General features: G+C 58.4%; 17 protein-coding genes. 3 read left to right on the top strand and 14 right to left on the bottom strand.

Annotation, left to right across the window (positions count from 1 at the left end):
* Window positions 1-16: 16 nt before the first annotated feature.
* From ASD60_RS14255 to ASD60_RS29175, 12 genes are all read right to left on the bottom strand, one after another.
* Window positions 17-691: a NuoB/complex I 20 kDa subunit family protein gene (locus ASD60_RS14255; RefSeq protein WP_008032725.1), complete on the bottom strand. Its 675-nt coding sequence runs from the start codon at window positions 689-691 to the stop codon at window positions 17-19.
* A 10-nt stretch (window positions 692-701) separates the two neighbouring features.
* Window positions 702-1115, bottom strand: coding sequence for an NADH-quinone oxidoreductase subunit A (locus tag ASD60_RS14250; protein ID WP_003223812.1), 414 nt, complete (start codon window positions 1113-1115; stop codon window positions 702-704).
* A gap of 635 nt (window positions 1116-1750) precedes the next feature.
* Complete coding sequence (aceA, locus tag ASD60_RS14245; protein WP_056854618.1) at window positions 1751-3076, bottom strand: isocitrate lyase; 1326 nt, start codon at window positions 3074-3076, stop codon at window positions 1751-1753.
* A 476-nt stretch (window positions 3077-3552) separates the two neighbouring features.
* Entirely contained in the window at window positions 3553-4314 is a 762-nt protein-coding gene (locus ASD60_RS14240; protein WP_056854617.1) for a secretin N-terminal domain-containing protein, read from the bottom strand.
* Window positions 4315-4567: 253 nt separating this feature from the next.
* Entirely contained in the window at window positions 4568-4993 is a 426-nt protein-coding gene (locus ASD60_RS14235) for a GNAT family N-acetyltransferase (protein WP_056854616.1), read from the bottom strand.
* Window positions 4986-6155: a ribosomal protein uL16 3-hydroxylase gene (locus ASD60_RS14230; RefSeq protein WP_056854615.1), complete on the bottom strand. Its 1170-nt coding sequence runs from the start codon at window positions 6153-6155 to the stop codon at window positions 4986-4988. Before ASD60_RS14230 ends, ASD60_RS14235 begins: the two co-directional genes overlap by 8 nt.
* Before the next feature lie 86 nt (window positions 6156-6241).
* Complete coding sequence (gene purB / locus ASD60_RS14225) at window positions 6242-7612, bottom strand: adenylosuccinate lyase (RefSeq protein ID WP_056854614.1); 1371 nt, start codon at window positions 7610-7612, stop codon at window positions 6242-6244.
* 124 nt (window positions 7613-7736) lie between these two features.
* Window positions 7737-8360, bottom strand: a complete 624-nt coding sequence (hflD, locus tag ASD60_RS14220; protein WP_056854613.1) for a high frequency lysogenization protein HflD — start codon at window positions 8358-8360, stop codon at window positions 7737-7739.
* Window positions 8357-9502, bottom strand: coding sequence for a tRNA 2-thiouridine(34) synthase MnmA (gene mnmA, locus ASD60_RS14215; RefSeq protein ID WP_056854612.1), 1146 nt, complete (start codon window positions 9500-9502; stop codon window positions 8357-8359). Before mnmA ends, hflD begins: the two co-directional genes overlap by 4 nt.
* Window positions 9503-9561: 59 nt before the next feature.
* Window positions 9562-10008: an NUDIX hydrolase gene (locus ASD60_RS14210; protein WP_056854611.1), complete on the bottom strand. Its 447-nt coding sequence runs from the start codon at window positions 10006-10008 to the stop codon at window positions 9562-9564.
* Between the two features lie 205 nt (window positions 10009-10213).
* Window positions 10214-12439 carry an NADP-dependent isocitrate dehydrogenase gene (locus tag ASD60_RS14205; protein ID WP_056854610.1) on the bottom strand — a complete coding sequence of 742 codons (2226 nt, stop codon included), beginning with the start codon at window positions 12437-12439 and terminating at the stop codon, window positions 10214-10216.
* Between the two features lie 328 nt (window positions 12440-12767).
* Entirely contained in the window at window positions 12768-12935 is a 168-nt protein-coding gene (locus tag ASD60_RS29175; protein WP_177336584.1) for a hypothetical protein, read from the bottom strand.
* On the opposite strand from ASD60_RS29175, the gene icd reads away from it, so the two are divergent.
* A complete protein-coding gene (icd, locus tag ASD60_RS14200) occupies window positions 12934-14190 on the top strand; it encodes an NADP-dependent isocitrate dehydrogenase (RefSeq protein WP_007972065.1) in 1257 nt (418 codons plus the stop codon). The two genes, ASD60_RS29175 and icd, sit on opposite strands and share 2 nt — an antisense overlap.
* Window positions 14191-14271: 81 nt before the next feature.
* Here icd and cspD read toward each other — a convergent pair whose 3' ends face one another.
* The gene (gene cspD, locus ASD60_RS14195) at window positions 14272-14538 is read right to left on the bottom strand and encodes a cold shock domain-containing protein CspD (RefSeq protein ID WP_056854609.1); all 267 of its coding nucleotides are present in this window, start codon (window positions 14536-14538) and stop codon (window positions 14272-14274) included.
* A gap of 224 nt (window positions 14539-14762) precedes the next feature.
* Between cspD and clpS the strand changes: the two genes are divergently transcribed.
* Window positions 14763-15125 (top strand): ATP-dependent Clp protease adapter ClpS, encoded by a 363-nt coding sequence (gene clpS / locus ASD60_RS14190; protein WP_015094394.1) that lies wholly within the window; start codon window positions 14763-14765, stop codon window positions 15123-15125.
* Between the two features lie 30 nt (window positions 15126-15155).
* The gene (clpA, locus tag ASD60_RS14185; protein WP_056854608.1) at window positions 15156-17426 is read left to right on the top strand and encodes an ATP-dependent Clp protease ATP-binding subunit ClpA; all 2271 of its coding nucleotides are present in this window, start codon (window positions 15156-15158) and stop codon (window positions 17424-17426) included.
* 400 nt (window positions 17427-17826) lie between these two features.
* Here the strand turns inward: clpA and infA are convergent, their stop codons facing one another.
* Window positions 17827-18045 (bottom strand): translation initiation factor IF-1, encoded by a 219-nt coding sequence (infA, locus tag ASD60_RS14180; RefSeq protein ID WP_002553999.1) that lies wholly within the window; start codon window positions 18043-18045, stop codon window positions 17827-17829.
* Between the last annotated feature and the right edge of the window lie 45 nt (window positions 18046-18090).

The following is an 18090-nucleotide window of genomic DNA, read 5'->3' as shown; positions in this document are numbered from 1 at the left end:
AAGAAGCAGATCTGGATCAGACTTCGTCGGGGCTGCGCAGGTTGGTGACTGCGATTCGCTGTTCGCGGCGCTTGTCCTTCTCGGAAGGCATCTCGGCGCGGTATACGCCTTGATCACCAACGACCCAGGAAAGCGGACGACGCTCCTGTCCAATCGACTCCTGCAACAGCATCAGGCCTTGCAGGAAAGCTTCAGGACGGGGCGGGCAGCCAGGCACGTAGACGTCCACGGGCAGGAACTTGTCCACCCCTTGAACGACAGAGTAGATGTCGTACATGCCACCGGAGTTGGCGCACGAACCCATGGAAATGACCCATTTGGGTTCGAGCATTTGCTCGTAGAGACGCTGAATGATCGGCGCCATCTTGATGAAGCAGGTACCGGCGATAACCATGAAATCCGCCTGACGCGGCGATGCCCGGATAACTTCGGCGCCAAAGCGCGCGATGTCGTGGGGCGCCGTGAAGGCGGTGGTCATTTCCACATAGCAGCACGAAAGGCCGAAGTTATACGGCCACAGGGAGTTCTTGCGCCCCCAGTTGATCGTGCCGTTAAGCACGTCTTCGAGCTTGCCCATGAAAATGTTTTTGTGGACTTGATCTTCTAACGGATCGGAAACGGTTTCCCGTTCGCCAATCGGATATTGCTCGTTAGGAGCATCGGGGTCGATCCTGGTGAGATTGTATTGCATTGCCAAAGCCTCATTGTTTCAGCTTCGCTTGCCGCTTGCGCCGAGCTTCCGGTGCCCAGTCAAGGGCGCCCACTCGGAATAGGTAGACAAGACCTGCCAACAGAATTGCTATGAAAACGAGAGCTTCGACAAATCCGGTCCAGCCGCTTTCGCGGACGGACACAGACCATGCAAAGAGAAAGAGGGCTTCGATATCGAAGATCACGAATAGCATCGCGACCAGATAGAATTTGGCTGAGAGCCGCAAGCGGGCGCCACCTGTAGGTAGCATGCCGGACTCGAACGGTTCGTTTTTGCTGCGGCCCCAGGCTTTTGACCCAAGGAGGCTGGAGACGCCCAGCATGAAGGCACAGAGGCCGACGACGCCTAGAAGGAAAATGGCAAAGCCCCAGTTGTGGGCCATGAGTCCTGTCGCTTCGGGCATGCTGGTAATCCTTAACAGAGAGCAAAGGTCTCTGAGCTTGAAAAAGAACAAAGCAGTGACGATATGTCGCAGCAATCAATCCCGCTGATTTTATGGCTAAACACCCCGCAAGTAAAATTCCTATAGCGAAATTATTTATAGGAATAAGGACATAGCGTTCCCTCGAGGCCCTGTAACCCTTGGCCCGTGGGCATTAGCTGGCATTTTGTCAATTATGTTTTGTAGGGGGTGTAATGAACATGTTTTTGGCTAAATGATAATCAATATTATTTGTCGCTGAATTTAAACTGTTTATTCGCCAAGTGTGCAGAAAGTTGCCTTACATGCCCGTTATTTGTAGGAGCGAGGCTTGCCCGCGAATAAAGCATCGCGGTGTCTTGAATGTAGCGCGCCATCGTTCTTCGCGGGCAAGCATCGCTCCTGCAGGGCGTACGTCACCCTTCCTGCGGCAGCTGGTGAAGGCTGCGTCCGGATGCACGGCAGGCGTAAGTCATTGGCGGGGATTTTCAGGGAAGCGTTCGGGAAAATCGCAGACAAAAAAACGCCCCGAACCAGGCGGTCGGGGCGTCAGATGTGCAGCGCTGCGGTTAGCTTTCTATCCGGTCCGCAGCGGCTGATGTCTCAGGCGAAGCAGATCAGTGGAACTGTTCTTCTTCAGTCGAGCCGGTCAGTGCGGTTACCGAAGACGAGCCACCCTGGATCACGGTGGTCATGTCGTCGAAGTAGCCGGTGCCCACTTCCTGCTGGTGAGCCACGAAGGTGTAGCCCTTCGATGCGTCAGCGAATTCCTGCTCTTGCAGCTTCACGTAGGCAGTCATGTCGTTGCGGGCGTAGTCGTGCGCCAGGTTGAACATGCTGTGCCACATGTTGTGAATGCCGGCCAGGGTGATGAACTGGTGCTTGTAGCCCATGGCGGACAGTTCGCGCTGGAACTTGGCGATGGTCGCGTCGTCCAGGTTCTTCTTCCAGTTGAAGGAAGGCGAGCAGTTGTAGGACAGCAGTTGGTCCGGGTATTCCTTCTTGATCGCTTCAGCGAAGCGACGAGCCTCTTCCAGGTCTGGCTTGGCGGTTTCGCACCAGATCAGGTCGGCGTACGGAGCGTAAGCCAGGCCACGAGCGATCGCCTGGTCCAGGCCGGCGCGCACTTTGTAGAAACCTTCCTGGGTGCGTTCGCCCGTTACGAACGGCTGGTCGTACGGGTCGCAGTCGGAAGTCAGCAGGTCCGCAGCGTTCGCGTCGGTACGAGCCAGGATGATGGTCGGCGTACCGGCAACGTCAGCAGCCAGACGTGCAGCGGTCAGCTTCTGTACGGCTTCCTGGGTAGGAACCAGTACTTTGCCGCCCATGTGGCCGCATTTCTTCACGGAAGCCAATTGGTCTTCGAAGTGAACGCCGGCGGCGCCTGCTTCGATCATGCTCTTCATCAGCTCGTAAGCGTTCAGTACGCCGCCGAAACCGGCTTCAGCGTCAGCCACGATCGGTGCGAAGTAGTCGATGTAGCCGTCGTCGCCCGGGTTCTTGCCGGCTTTCCACTGGATCTGGTCGGCACGACGGAACGAGTTGTTGATGCGCTTGACCACGGTTGGAACCGAGTCCACCGGGTACAGCGACTGGTCCGGGTACATCGATTCGGCGGAGTTGTTGTCCGCAGCCACTTGCCAGCCCGACAGGTAGATTGCCTGGATGCCGGCTTTGACTTGTTGCACAGCCTGGCCGCCGGTCAGGGCGCCCATGCAGTTGACGAAATCTTTCTCAGGACGGAAGGCTGGCTTGGCACCCTGGGTAACCAGGTTCCACAGCTTCTCGGCGCCCATTTTTGCAAAGGTGTGCTCAGGTTGAACCGAGCCACGCAGGCGGACGACGTCAGCAGCGGAGTAAGTGCGTGTCACGCCTTTCCAGCGCGGGTTTTCAGCCCAGTCTTTTTCGAGGGCTGCAATTTGCTGTTCGCGTGTCAGTGCCATGGGAGATAAACCTCGTCGCGTCTTTATGAAAAGTTGTTCTGCGGTGGAAAATTCCTGCGCTCGCTGACCAGAAGCTTGGGCGGTCAAGTCGGATTCGGCGGGGGTGGCGACGGGATGAACGATGGGCTCGAGGGGAAGTGAGCAGGTAAGGGCGAACTGGTGGGCGCATTGGGGCGTCGTGGGCCTTGGTGCGAACTTCAGTGTGATGCCGGGTTTACCTAAATACGCTTCCGTCCCTCGGGACAACTTCGTTCCAGTCGGCAACCTCGTCAAACACACCTTGTGGGCGGTACAGACACGAAGCGGTTCGCGGGGTAGGTGCGAACGTCGCCTCGAAGGCCCTTGCCAGGGCCCCTGATTAGCGGGAGCGAGGCCATCATGCCTTTGCTTTTTTGGCTCGTCAAACGTTTTGTAGTGCTTTTTTTCAAGCACTACATCTTTGGTCTAATACGACTAATCAGTCAGTTTTCGATGACTTAGTCCAAAGTGTCGACTTTCACGCGCAGGGTCATGTCATTGCGGCTCTGTGTCGAGTAGCTGCGGGCTATGCCCTGTTTGTCGGCCTGGGTCTGGCCATTGACCCCGGCCAGCAGGATCCATTCACCAAGACGTCCGGTGACGGTTGTGTCGGTACTTTGTACGTTCACTACATCGGGACGTTCCTGGCTCAAGCGGTCACGGTTGGTACTGATCGACAGGTGGACGATTTCGCCGGTGACGTTGGCGGTGACGTAAAAACCCTGGGTGACGTTGCGGTATTCAGTCTGGCTGCGCAGGTCGCCGTAGGAGTCGCTCTGGGTGCTGGTCAGCGGTACGCTCTGGCCGACCTGGATCAGCGCCGGCATGCCATCGGTGGCCTGGACTTGTTGAATTCCGCCGTCACGACTGGCGGTGCTACGGCTGATGATGCGAGTTTGGCCGGGCTTGGCGCCGTTGACTGAATAACCCTGATCGCCCTGTACGTTGTTGTCGTTGGTGTCGACGGTGATCAGCAGGCGCTTGGGTGCGGTATCGAGTTGGCCGATCAGCGCTTTAAGTTCGTCGATCTTGCGTTGATCGGCATTGACTATTAACTGATTTCCGTAGGCGCTGACGTTGCCGTCCTTGCCGATGAAGTCTTGTGCCACGGGTAACATGTCGGCGCTGGTGTGGTAATTCAAAGGCACGATTTCGGTGGCTGCCATGACCGAAAAACTGCAGCTCACCAGCAGTGTGGTGAGCAGGGTGCGTAGGGACATATCCGTTATCTCCGCAATCAAAGGCTTGATATTGCCAGTTTGTCGGCCTGGGGTGGGGCAAGTTGAATCCTAGACAGCAAAACGCCCCGGCATCTCGCGATGTCGGGGCGTTTTGTGATGGGATCGAAGCTTTTGTGGCGAGGGAGCTTGCTCCCGCTGGGCTGCGCAGCGGCCCTAAAATTTTCAGGGCCGCTTCGCGTCCCAGCGGGAGCAAGCTCCCTCGCCACAGGGATCAAACTTTAAGCCTTAAACCTCAGGCAGAATGGCGAACCATGTCCACATGCGGGATTCCGGCTTCGAGGAACTCCTCACTGACCATGCTGAAACCCAGGCGTTCATAGAACGCCGTGGCTTGCACCTGGGCGCTGAGCATTTGCTGCTTGAGCCCGCGTTCTTCGGCTTCACCGATCACGGCCTGCATCAGCGCGTCGCCGACTTTCAAGCCGCGCCAGTCCTTGAGGACCGACACCCGGCCGATGTGACCGTCCGGCAGCAGGCGTGCGGTGCCAATGGGGAAGTCGCCTTCGAATGCAAGGAAATGCACGGCCGTTGCATCGTCGGCGTCCCATTCCAGTTCAGGCGGTACGCATTGCTCGGCGACGAACACCGTTTCACGAATGCGCCGGATCTCGGCGTTGTCCTTTTGCCAGTCTGCGACACGTACGTGAATCTTATTCATCGGCGAACCCTAGGCTTCCTTGCTTGACCAGCTCGCAGAGCAGGCCGCGACCGTCTTCGTCGCTGAGCCAATCGCCAAGGTTGTCGACGTGCAGGGCGTCGGCGGCGCAGATCATTTTCAGCAGTTCGCGCAGTTTGCCCGGCAGATAACGACTCTGGCCGCTGGCGAACATCAGCAAGTCGTCATCGACTTCCGACCAGGCCAGGCGCGCGCTCGGGTTGCGGATCAAGACGGCGCCTTGCTCCAGCGCACCCAGGACGTCGTCTTCTGCGAGGTCTTCAGGGCCGACCACCAGCTCTGGATAGCGCGGCTCGGTCATGAACTGGCCGAACCAGGTCAGCAGCAGGCGCTCGTCGCTCATGTGTTCGGCCAGCAGGCTTTTCAGGCGATCGAGGGCGTCGTGCTGGATCTGGTGCGGGTCGGCGGCCGGCAAGGCGTCGGCGTCGGTGTAGCGTTCTTCGTCCGGCAGGAACTGGCTGAGGAAGTCGGTGAAGTGAGTCAGCACTTCAGCGGCGCTCGGTGCGCGGAAGCCGACCGAGTAGGTCAGGCAGTCGTCGACGGCGACGCCGCAGTGGGCCAGGCGCGGCGGCAGGTACAGCATGTCGCCCGGTTCCAGGACCCATTCATCGGTCGCTTCGAAATCAGCGAGGATGCGCAAGTCGGCGTGTTGCAGCAGCGGGCTTTCGGAATCGCACATCTGGCCAATCTTCCAGTTGCGCTTGCCGTGGCCTTGCAGCAGGAAAACATCGTAGTTGTCGAAGTGCGGACCGACGCTGCCACCCGGTGCAGCAAAGCTGATCATCACATCGTCGATGCGCCAGCTTGGCAGGAAACGGAAGTTTTCCAGCAGTTCACTGACTTCCGGTACGAACTGGTCGACCGCTTGAACCAGCAGGGTCCAGTCGCGCTCCGGCAACTTGCTGAATTCGTCCTCGGCAAACGGGCCGCGACGCAATTCCCATGGACGCTCGCCGTTCTCGATGATCAGGCGCGATTCAACTTCTTCTTCCAGCGCCAGGCCGGCCAGTTCGTCGGCGTCGATCGGGCTTTCGAAATCAGGAATTGCCTGACGGATCAGCAGTGGTTTTTTCTGCCAGTAGTCGCGCAGGAATTCCCGTGCAGTGATGCCGCCCAGAAGTTGAAGAGGAGTGTCAGGATTCATGTGTAACCTATTGAAAAAAAGCACTTTTCATACGGGAATAAAAACGCCCGGCGCGGCCGGGCGTCTTAAAGGGGTCCAGCGGTCGATCAGATGCGTTTGGCTTGCTCTACAGCGTTACCGATGTAGTTGGCCGGGGTGAGCAATTTCAGCTCGGCCTTGGCTGCGGCTGGCATGTCCAGGCCGTCGATGAAAGTCTGCAGCGCTTGCGGGCTGATGCCCTTGCCGCGGGTCAATTCTTTCAGCTTTTCGTACGGGTTTTCGATGTTGTAGCGACGCATCACGGTCTGGATCGGCTCGGCCAATACTTCCCAGCACGCGTCCAGGTCAGCGGCAATCTTTTGCTCGTTGAGCTCCAGTTTGCTGATGCCCTTGAGGCTGGCTTCGTACGCGATCACGCTGTGGGCGAAGCCGACACCGAGGTTGCGCAGTACGGTGGAGTCGGTCAGGTCGCGCTGCCAGCGGGAGATCGGCAGTTTGCTCGCCAGGTGCTGGAACAGTGCGTTGGCGATGCCCAGGTTGCCTTCGGAGTTTTCGAAGTCGATCGGGTTGACCTTGTGCGGCATGGTCGACGAACCGATTTCGCCAGCGATGGTGCGCTGTTTGAAATAACCCAGGGAGATGTAGCCCCAGATATCACGGTCGAAGTCGATCAGAATGGTGTTGAAGCGGGCGATCGCGTCGAACAGTTCGGCAATGTAGTCATGCGGCTCGATCTGCGTGGTGTACGGGTTGAAGCCCAGGCCCAGCTCGTCTTCGATGAAGGCGCGGGCGTTGGCTTCCCAGTCGATCTCGGGGTAGGCCGACAGGTGAGCGTTGTAGTTGCCGACAGCGCCGTTGATCTTGCCCAGCAGTGGCACGGCAGCGACTTGAGCGATCTGGCGCTCCAGGCGGTAGACCACGTTGGCCAGTTCTTTGCCCAGGGTGGTCGGCGAGGCCGGTTGACCGTGGGTGCGCGACAGCATCGGCACGTCGGCGAAGCGGATGGCCAGCTCGCGGATGGCGTTGGCGGTCTGGCGCATCAGCGGCAGCATCACGTCATCACGGCCTTCGCGCAGCATCAGGGCGTGGGACAGGTTGTTGATGTCCTCGCTGGTGCAGGCAAAGTGGATGAATTCGCTGACCTTGGCCAATTCCGGCAGTTTGGCCGCTTGCTCTTTGAGCAGGTATTCGATGGCTTTGACGTCGTGGTTGGTGGTGCGCTCGATCTCTTTGACGCGCTCGGCGTGTTCCAGAGAGAAATTTTCCGCCAGGGCATTCAATACAGCGTTGGCTTCGGCGGAGAACGCCGGCACTTCGCTGATGGCAGGGTGAGCGGCCAGGCGCTGGAGCCAGCGCACTTCAACCAGAACGCGGGCACGGATCAGGCCGTACTCGCTGAAAATTGGGCGCAGGGCCTGGGTTTTGCCGGCGTAGCGGCCGTCAACAGGGGAAACCGCAGTGAGCGAAGAAAGCTGCATGGGGTGTTCTCGGACAGTCGGGCAACGAAATGGGGCGCGTATCATACATGAAAAAATCCGCCGGTCCGTCGCCAACTGACCGGCGTATTACGCGTATTGCTAGGTTCGGTTCCGTCGATGCGAGTTATTCGTTACGCATCAATGGGTAAAGTTCTTTGAGCAATTTGCGACGGCTGATCACCAGTTGCCAGCGATGCCCGCCCAATTGCCGCCACAGGCGTGCCGAACGAATGCCGGCCAACAACAAGGCGCGGATTTTCGAGGCATTGCTCGGTTGCTGCAGGTTGCGCATGTCGCCATGCACCTGGATGCGTTGGCGCAGGGTGCTCAAGGTGTCCTGATACAGCGCGCCGCAGGCGGCGATCACGTTTTCGTGGGCCGGGCCGAAGTGTTCGACCTGGGATTGAATTTGCGGCAGGCGCTTGCCGATCACATCCAGCATGTCGCTGCGCTTGGCCAGCTGCCGCTCAAGACCGAGCATGGCCAGCGCATAGCGCAACGGCTCGCGTTGCAGGGCGCTCGGGTCGCGTTCGAGGGCGCCGATCAGCGCGCGATAGCCTTCGCGCAGATTGAGGTCGTCGCCCCCGTAGACTTCCAGGGTGTCCTTGGGGTCGCGGATCAACAGGCTGCCGAGCATGCAGGTCAGGCCGGCTTCGCTGGTCTGTCCGGTCTTGGCGATCTTGTCTACCAGCACGGCGGCGAGAAATACGCCGCCCAGCGCCGTCAGTTGTTCCTGGGTGGGAGTCATTGCTGCTCGCCTTCAAGAGCGCCTTTGCTGGTCCATGGCTCTGCTACTTCGATGACACCGCCGCCGAGGCAGATTTCGCCGTCGTAGAACACCACCGATTGGCCTGGAGTGACCGCGCGCTGCGGGTCATCGAAGGTCGCGCGATAGCCGTCGGCAGTCTTTTCCAGGGTGCAAGGCTGGTCGCTCTGGCGATAGCGCACCTTGGCGGTCAGCTTGCGCGGCTGGCTCAGGTCGATCGGGTTGACCCAATAGATGTCCGAGGCGAGCAGGGCGCGGGAGAACAGCCACGGGTGATCGTTGCCCTGGCCGACGATCAGCTCGTTGTGCTCCAGGTCTTTGACCAGCACGTACCACGGCTCGTCACTGGCGTCTTTCAAGCCGCCAATGCCCAGGCCCTGGCGCTGGCCGATGGTGTGGTACATCAGGCCGTGGTGACGGCCGATGATTTCGCCTTCGGTGGTCTTGATCTCGCCTGGTTGAGCTGGCAGGTATTGCTTGAGGAAATCGCTGAACCGGCGCTCGCCGATGAAGCAGATCCCGGTGGAGTCTTTCTTCTTCGCGGTTGCCAGCTGGTATTTCTCGGCAATCGCCCGCACTTGTGGTTTTTCCAGTTCGCCGACCGGGAACAGGGTCTTGGCGATCTGTTCGCCACCGACGGCGTGCAGGAAATAGCTCTGGTCCTTGTTCGGGTCCAGGCCTTTGAGCAATTCGGTGCGGCCATCGATGTCGCGGCGACGCACGTAGTGACCGGTGGCGATCAGGTCGGCGCCCAGCATCATGGCGTAGTCGAGGAACGCCTTGAACTTGATTTCGCGGTTGCACAGGATGTCCGGATTCGGCGTGCGACCGGCCTTGTATTCGGCCAGGAAATGCTCGAACACGTTGTCCCAGTACTCGGCCGCGAAGTTGGCGGTGTGCAGCTTGATGCCGATCTTGTCGCACACGGCCTGGGCGTCCGCCAGGTCATCCATGGCGGTGCAGTATTCCGTTCCATCGTCTTCTTCCCAGTTCTTCATGAACAGGCCTTCCACCTCATAACCCTGCTCGATCAGCAGGAGGGCGGAAACGGAAGAGTCCACGCCGCCGGACATGCCGACAATGACGCGCTTCTTTTTTGTGTCAGAAGGGGCTGGATCACGCATAGGGATTCAATGAGTGTCTTGAAAAAGGACGCGATTCTAGCAGGCTCAGGCCCGCAAGGCTAAAGAGAAGGACGGATCAATTCGAGGCTGAAGTGTTGGCCGTCCAGATAGTCGTCGATGCAGCGGATGATCAGTTCGCTGCGCCAGTTATCGCGCTGCTCGATTAATTCGTCGCGGGTCAACCACTTGGCACCGACGATGCCGTCGTCCAGTTGATAATCCGGGTGGTGTTTCAGTGGTTTGGCGATGAAGCAGACCCGTTGGTAAGTCACGCCGTTACTCGGGGCGGTGTACAGATAAATGCCCAGCACGCCGGTCGGTTCGACGTCCCAGCCGGTTTCCTCGAGAGTTTCGCGCACGGCGGCTTCGGTCAGGGTTTCGTTCGGGTCGAGGTGGCCGGCCGGTTGATTGAGTACGACGCGTCCGTGCTTGAGTTCCTCGACCATCAGGAAGCGGCCGTTGTCTTCGACGATGGTGGCGACGGTGATGTGGGGTTGCCAGGTCATGAAGCTTCCTCGATGTTGAATGCTGGAGCACAGTCCCTGTGGGAGCTGGCTTGCCAGCGATAGCGGTGGGTCAGTCAATGTTGATGTCGAATGATAAATCGTCATCGCTGGCAAGCCAGCTCCCACAGGTTTTTGTGCCAATCATTAAGTACCGAAAACACAAACCCCGGCACAGGGCCGGGGTTTGTGGTACTTCCTTGCAGCCTTACACCAGCGCAGCAATCGCCGCGTTGAGTGTGGCGCTTGGACGCATGGCCTTGCTGATCAGCTCGGCGCTGGCGTGGTAGTAGCCGCCAATGTCCACTGGCTTGCCCTGAACGGCGTTGAGCTCGGCAACGATGGTTGCCTCGTTCTCGGTCAGGGTCTTGGCCAGCGTCGCGAACTGCGCTTGCAGTGCAGTGTCTTCGGTCTGGGCAGCCAGGGCTTGAGCCCAGTACAGCGCCAGGTAGAAGTGGCTGCCGCGGTTGTCGATGTTGCCGACTTTGCGCGATGGCGACTTGTTGTTGTCCAGGAACTGGCCTGTGGCCTGGTCCAGGGTCTTGGCCAGAACCAGCGCCTTTGGATTGTTGTAGGTCACGCCCAGGTGTTCCAGGGATGCGGCCAATGCCAGGAACTCACCCAGCGAATCCCAGCGCAGGAAGTTTTCTTCCAGCAGCTGCTGAACATGCTTCGGCGCCGAACCGCCGGCGCCGGTTTCGAACAGGCCACCGCCGTTCATCAGCGGCACGATCGACAGCATCTTGGCGCTGGTGCCCAGTTCCATGATCGGGAACAGGTCGGTCAGGTAGTCGCGCAGTACGTTGCCGGTCACCGAGATGGTGTCCTTGCCTGCGCGGGTGCGCTGCAGGGTGTACTTCATTGCGTCGACCGGCGCCATGATCTGGATGTCCAGGCCGGCAGTGTCGTGATCCTTCAGGTAAGCCTGAACTTTCTCGATCACCACGCCATCGTGGGCGCGCATCGGGTCCAGCCAGAAGATCGCTGGCGTGCTGCTTGCGCGAGCACGGTTGACGGCCAGCTTGACCCAGTCCTGGATCGGCGCGTCTTTGGTCTGACACATGCGGAAGATGTCGCCGGCTTCAACCGACTGTTCCAGCAGCAGGGTGCCATTGGTGTCGGTCACGCGGACAACGCCGTTGGTCTTGATCTGGAACGTCTTGTCGTGGGAACCGTACTCTTCGGCCTTTTTCGCCATCAGGCCAACGTTCGGCACGCTGCCCATGGTGGTTGGGTCGAAGGCGCCGTTGGCCTTGCAGTCTTCGATCACCGCCTGGTAGATGGTGGCGTAGCAGCGATCCGGGATCACAGCCTTGGTGTCGTGCAGCTGGCCGTCGGTGCCCCACATTTTGCCGGAGTCACGGATCATTGCTGGCATCGAGGCGTCGACAATGACGTCGCTCGGCACGTGCAGGTTGGTGATGCCTTTGTCGGAGTTGACCATCGCCAGGGCAGGGCGAACGGCGTAGACCGCTTGAATGTCAGCTTCGATCTGCGCTTGCTGCTCGGCCGGCAGGGCCTTGATGCGAGCGTACAGATCGCCGATGCCGTTGTTCAGGTTGAAGCCGATCTGTGCCAGCACGTCAGCGTGCTTGGCCAGTGCGTCTTTATAGAACTCGGCAACGATCTGGCCGAACATGATCGGGTCGGAAACCTTCATCATGGTCGCTTTCAGGTGAACCGACAGCAGCACGCCTTGTGCCTTGGCGCTTTCGATTTCAGCGGCAATGAATGCGCGCAGAGCGTTTTTGCTCATGACGGCGCAGTCGAGGATCTCGCCAGCCTGAACGGTGGTCTTTTCTTTCAGGACGGTGGTGGTGCCGTCTTGAGCGATCAGTTCGATCTTCACGGCGCCAGCGGCGTCGATCAGGGCAGCTTTTTCGCTGCCGTAGAAATCACCGGTGCTCATGTGCGCAACGTGGGACTTGGAGTCAGCAGCCCAGGCGCCCATTTTGTGCGGGTGTTTGCGCGCGTAGTTCTTGACCGACAGCGGGGCGCGACGGTCGGAGTTGCCTTCACGCAGAACCGGGTTCACGGCGCTGCCCTTGACCTTGTCGTAGCGCGACTTGACGTCTTTGTCGGCGTCGCTGGTCACGGTTTCCGGGTAGTCCGGCAGTGCGTAGCCCTGGGCTTGCAGTTCTTTGATCGCGGCTTGCAATTGCGGAACCGAGGCGCTGATGTTCGGCAGCTTGATGATGTTGGCTTCAGGCGTAACGGCCAGGTCGCCCAGTTCGGCGAGGTGGTCGGCTACGGCTTTGTCGCCCAATTGCTCGGGGAAGCTGGCCAGGATGCGCCCTGCAAGAGAGATATCGCGGGTTTCCACGGCGATATCAGCCGAGGCGGTGAACGCCTCTACGATAGGCAACAGTGAATAGGTGGCGAGGGCGGGAGCTTCGTCGGTGAAGGTATAGATGATCTTCGAGCGGGTGGGCATATTCGGATTAACTCTCTCTTCTTTGCTAAAGCGTGCGCAGAAACTCGAGGGGCGCCGGGTAAGCGCGTTCGTTCAAAGTCATCCATGAGCCGAATATCGAGGTTTCGTTGCTGTGATGTTGGGTGCATCAGTAGGGCGTCAAGTAGCCGGTCTGCGGTAACAGACCAGATTGTGCGGCGCAAAGGCTCGTCATAGAGCCGTTCAGCCATCGTGACCCTTTAGTCAGCGGGCGGCATTATACATAGGTTGCTGGCAATCTGCCGATGGTTCATATGCAACGATTGTCGTCCATTGGTCTAAAGGTCGCAGGGGCGAGCAAGGCGTATGGTCATTCGTCGTGCTTGAGTTTGGCGCTTTTCCCTTTGCTTTCAGGCTTGTAGCGCGCTGGTTGTATGGCTTTGCGGCAGATGAATGGAACATAGGGTTTGCGCGCCGATTCAACTGGGTTACGCTCGAACCAAGCCAGATGTTCAATCCAATCAATGGAGTTCAGCATGGGTTACAAGAAGATTCAGGTTCCAGCCGTCGGCGACAAAATCACCGTCAATGCAGACCATTCTCTCAATGTTCCTAATAACCCGATCATCCCCTTCATCGAAGGTGACGGCATTGGTGTCGACATCAGCCCGGTCATGATCAAGGTTGTCGATGCTGCTGTGAAAAAGGCTTACGGCGGCGAGCGCAAGATTTCCTGGATGGAAGTTTATGCCGGGGAGAAAGCGACCCAGGTTTACGATCAGGACACCTGGCTGCCTCAGGAAACCCTGGACGCGGTCAAGGATTACGTGGTTTCCATCAAAGGCCCGCTGACCACCCCGGTGGGTGGCGGCATCCGCTCGCTCAACGTGGCGTTGCGTCAGCAACTCGACCTTTACGTCTGCCTGCGCCCGGTGCGCTGGTTCGAAGGCGTGCCCAGCCCGGTCAAGAAGCCAGGCGACGTCGACATGACGATCTTCCGCGAGAACTCCGAAGACATCTACGCCGGCATCGAATGGAAAGCCGGCACGCCGGAAGCCACCAAGGTCATCAAGTTCCTGAAAGAAGAAATGGGCGTTACCAAGATCCGTTTCGACGAGAACTGCGGTATCGGCGTCAAGCCGGTGTCCCTGCAAGGCACCAAGCGTCTGGCGCGCAAGGCCCTGCAATATGTGGTCGACAACGATCGTGATTCGCTGACCATCGTGCACAAAGGCAACATCATGAAGTTCACCGAAGGTGCCTTCAAGGAATGGGCCTACGAAGTGGCGGCTGAAGAGTTCGGTGCGACTCTGCTCGACGGCGGCCCGTGGATGCAGTTCAAGAACCCGAAAACCGGCAAGAATGTCATCGTCAAGGATGCCATCGCCGATGCCATGCTCCAGCAGATCCTGCTGCGCCCGGCTGAGTACGATGTAATCGCCACCCTGAACCTGAATGGGGACTACCTGTCCGACGCCCTCGCGGCTGAAGTGGGAGGTATCGGTATTGCCCCAGGTGCCAACCTGTCCGACACGGTGGCCATGTTCGAAGCCACCCACGGCACAGCACCGAAGTACGCCGGCAAGGACCAGGTCAACCCGGGTTCGCTGATCCTGTCTGCGGAAATGATGCTGCGCCACATGGGCTGGACCGAAGCGGCAGACCTGATCATCAAGGGCACTAACGGCGCGATTTCCGCCAAGACCGTGACCTATGACTTCGAACGTCTGATGGAGGGCGCGAAACTGGTTTCCTCTTCCGGCTTTGGCGATGCGTTGATCTCGCACATGTAAGCGAACGAAAGGCATGCGAAAACCGCCCGGCTCAAGTGTTTGAGCCGGGCGGTTTTTTTTATGACTGGATGTTGTGCGGGCTCAGGCCGTTACAGCTGATGATGTGGTGGATGTCACCGGTTTCGATGCATCCACAGGATTCATGATGTTGACCGCATGCAGGCCCTTGGGTCCCTGGATGATCTCGAACACCACAGATTGCCCGGCTTTGAGGGTCTTGTAACCGTCCATCTGGATGGCCGAGTAATGGGCAAACAGATCTTCCGTCTTGCCATCCTCATTGATGAAGCCGTAACCCTTGGCGTTGTTGAACCATTTGACCTTGCCGCTGACCTTGACACCTGACATACCCAACTCCCTCTGCAACAGACTCCATCACTGGAGTATCATCCAGTTCATCCGCAGTCACTTCTTCGAAAAAAGTTGACTCCGCGGACCTTTTTTACCCACTGTGGGCTCTATTGTTTGTAACACCCTTTTGCCGATAGTCAAGCTGACCCGGCAGTCGGAGTTGAAAACGCTGATAGCCGCCCCCACCACTGTATTCGAACAACTGACGAACCTTTCTTTCCATGCATGCAATCAGCCAGATTCGACTAACATTCAATCAGGATCGCCCTGATTTACACGACGACGATTCCGCAGGCATTGCTGTTCAGGAGGCCAAGCCTGCTTTACAGGCGCCGCCGATGTACAAGGTGGTTTTGTTCAACGATGACTACACACCGATGGATTTCGTCGTCGAAGTGCTCGAGGTGTTTTTTAACCTGAATCGCGAGCTGGCGACCAAGGTCATGCTGGCCGTTCATACAGAAGGACGGGCAGTATGTGGAGTGTTTACCCGCGACATCGCCGAGACGAAGGCCATGCAGGTCAACCAGTACGCCAGGGAAAGCCAGCATCCGCTACTCTGTGAAATCGAGAAGGACGGTTAATCGCCGACCACTTGGGTATGAGGTGAAGCTATGTTAAACCGCGAGCTCGAAGTCACCCTCAATCTTGCCTTCAAGGAGGCTCGTTCGAAGCGTCATGAGTTCATGACCGTCGAACATCTTCTGCTGGCCCTATTGGACAATGAGGCTGCCGCCACCGTTTTGCGTGCGTGCGGCGCAAACCTCGACAAACTCAAGCATGACCTGCAGGAGTTCATCGACTCCACCACGCCATTGATCCCCGTGCATGACGAAGATCGTGAAACCCAGCCAACCCTGGGCTTCCAGCGTGTACTGCAACGTGCTGTGTTTCACGTACAGAGCTCGGGCAAGCGTGAAGTGACTGGCGCCAACGTGCTGGTCGCGATCTTCAGTGAGCAAGAAAGTCAGGCGGTGTTCCTGCTGAAACAGCAGAGCGTTGCCCGCATTGATGTCGTCAACTACATCGCCCACGGCATTTCCAAGGTGCCCGGGCACGGCGATCACTCTGAAGGTGAGCAAGATATGCAGGACGACGAGGGCGGTGAGTCTTCTTCTTCAGGCAATCCTCTGGATGCTTATGCCAGCAACCTCAATGAACTCGCGCGCCAGGGTCGAATCGATCCGTTGGTAGGCCGTGAGCTGGAAGTCGAACGCGTCGCGCAGATCCTGGCGCGTCGTCGCAAAAACAATCCGCTGCTGGTGGGCGAGGCTGGCGTGGGTAAAACCGCGATCGCCGAAGGCCTGGCCAAGCGTATTGTCGACAACCAGGTTCCGGACCTGCTGGCCAACAGCGTGGTTTACTCCCTTGATCTCGGCGCGCTGCTGGCCGGGACCAAATACCGTGGTGATTTCGAGAAGCGCTTCAAGGCGTTGCTCAATGAACTGAAAAAACGTCCGCAGGCGATCCTGTTCATCGACGAAATCCACACCATCATCGGTGCGGGTGCCGCGTCCGGTGGCGTGATGGATGCTTCGAACCTGCTCAAGCCGTTGCTGTCGTCCGGTGATATCCGGTGCATCGGTTCGACCACCTTCCAGGAATTCCGTGGGATTTTCGAGAAGGACCGAGCATTGGCACGGCGCTTCCAAAAGGTGGACGTGTCGGAGCCTTCGGTGGAAGACACCATTGGTATTCTGCGTGGCCTGAAAGGGCGTTTCGAGACTCATCACAATATCGAATACAGTGATGAAGCCTTGCGTGCCGCTGCCGAACTGGCTTCGCGTTATATCAATGACCGTCATATGCCGGACAAGGCGATCGACGTGATCGACGAGGCGGGAGCCTTCCAGCGCCTGCAACCGATCGAGAAGCGGGTGAAGCGCATCGAAGTGCCTCAGGTCGAGGACATCGTTGCGAAAATCGCGCGGATTCCGCCAAAGCACGTCACCAGTTCCGACAAGGAGCTGCTGCGTAACCTTGAGCGTGACCTGAAGCTGACGGTGTTTGGCCAGGATGCGGCGATCGACTCGCTGGCAACCGCGATCAAGCTCTCCCGTGCCGGCCTCAAGTCGCCTGACAAGCCTGTCGGTTCGTTCCTGTTCGCCGGGCCGACTGGTGTCGGTAAAACCGAAGCAGCGCGCCAACTGGCCAAGGCATTGGGTGTCGAGCTGATTCGTTTCGACATGTCCGAGTACATGGAGCGACACACCGTATCGCGTCTGATCGGTGCACCTCCTGGCTATGTCGGGTTTGATCAGGGCGGCCTGCTGACCGAAGCAATTACCAAGCAGCCACACTGCGTGCTGTTGCTTGATGAAATCGAAAAGGCGCATCCGGAAGTCTTCAACTTGCTGTTGCAGGTGATGGATCACGGTACGCTGACCGATAACAACGGGCGCAAAGCGGACTTCCGTAACGTGATCGTCATCATGACGACCAACGCCGGTGCCGAAACTGCCGCACGTGCTTCGATCGGTTTCACTCATCAGGACCACTCTTCCGATGCGATGGAAGTGATCAAGAAGAGCTTTACGCCAGAGTTCCGCAACCGTCTGGACACCATTATCCAGTTTGGTCGCCTCAGTCATGAGGTCATCAAGAGTGTGGTGGACAAGTTCCTTACCGAACTCCAGGCGCAGCTGGAAGACAAGCGTGTATTGCTGGAAGTCACCGATGCGGCCCGCAGCTGGCTGGCGGCCGGTGGTTACGACTCGGCAATGGGTGCTCGACCAATGGCTCGCCTGATCCAGGACAAGATCAAGCGTCCGCTGGCGGAGGAGATTCTCTTTGGCGAACTGGCCGAACATGGCGGTGTGGTGCACATCGACATCAAGGACGGCGAACTGACCTTCGAGTTCGAGACCACGGCTGAAATGGCCTGACGTTAACCGCAACAAAGCAGAAAGGCGCCAATTGGCGCCTTTCTGCTATTGATCGCTCCCATGCTCCGCGTGGGCATGCAGCCCGGGACGCTCCGCATCCCTTCAAAAGCCGAACGCAGAGCGTCCGTTGAGGCATTCCCACGCAGAGCGTGGGAACGATCCGCAAACAAACCACGGCTGAAATGGCCTGACGTTAACCGCAACAAAGCAGAAAGGCGCCAATTGGCGCCTTTCTGCTATTGATCGTTCCCATGCTCCGCGTGGGCATGCAGCCCGGGACGCTCCGCGTCCCTTCAAAAGCCGAACGCAGAGCGTCCGTTGAGGCATTCCCACGCAGAGCGTGGGAACGATCCGCAAACAAAAACGCCCGGCATAAGCCGGGCGTTTTGTATTGACTTGATTAGCGAGCGCGGTAAGTGATGCGCCCTTTGCTCAAGTCATAGGGCGTCAGCTCGACGCGCACTTTGTCACCGGTAAGAATACGGATGTAGTTCTTGCGCATCTTGCCGGAAATATGCGCGGTTACGACGTGCCCATTTTCCAACTCCACGCGAAACATGGTGTTGGGCAGGGTGTCGACGACAGTGCCTTCCATTTCGAAGCTGTCTTCTTTCGACATGCAGTAAAGCCCTCGGTGTCCAGTGAATGGCCCGGTGCAACTGCG

The sequence above is a fragment of the Pseudomonas sp. Root562 genome (assembly GCF_001427125.1).
Lineage (GTDB): Bacteria > Pseudomonadota > Gammaproteobacteria > Pseudomonadales > Pseudomonadaceae > Aquipseudomonas.
This window is presented reverse-complemented; position numbering and strand designations above follow the sequence as displayed.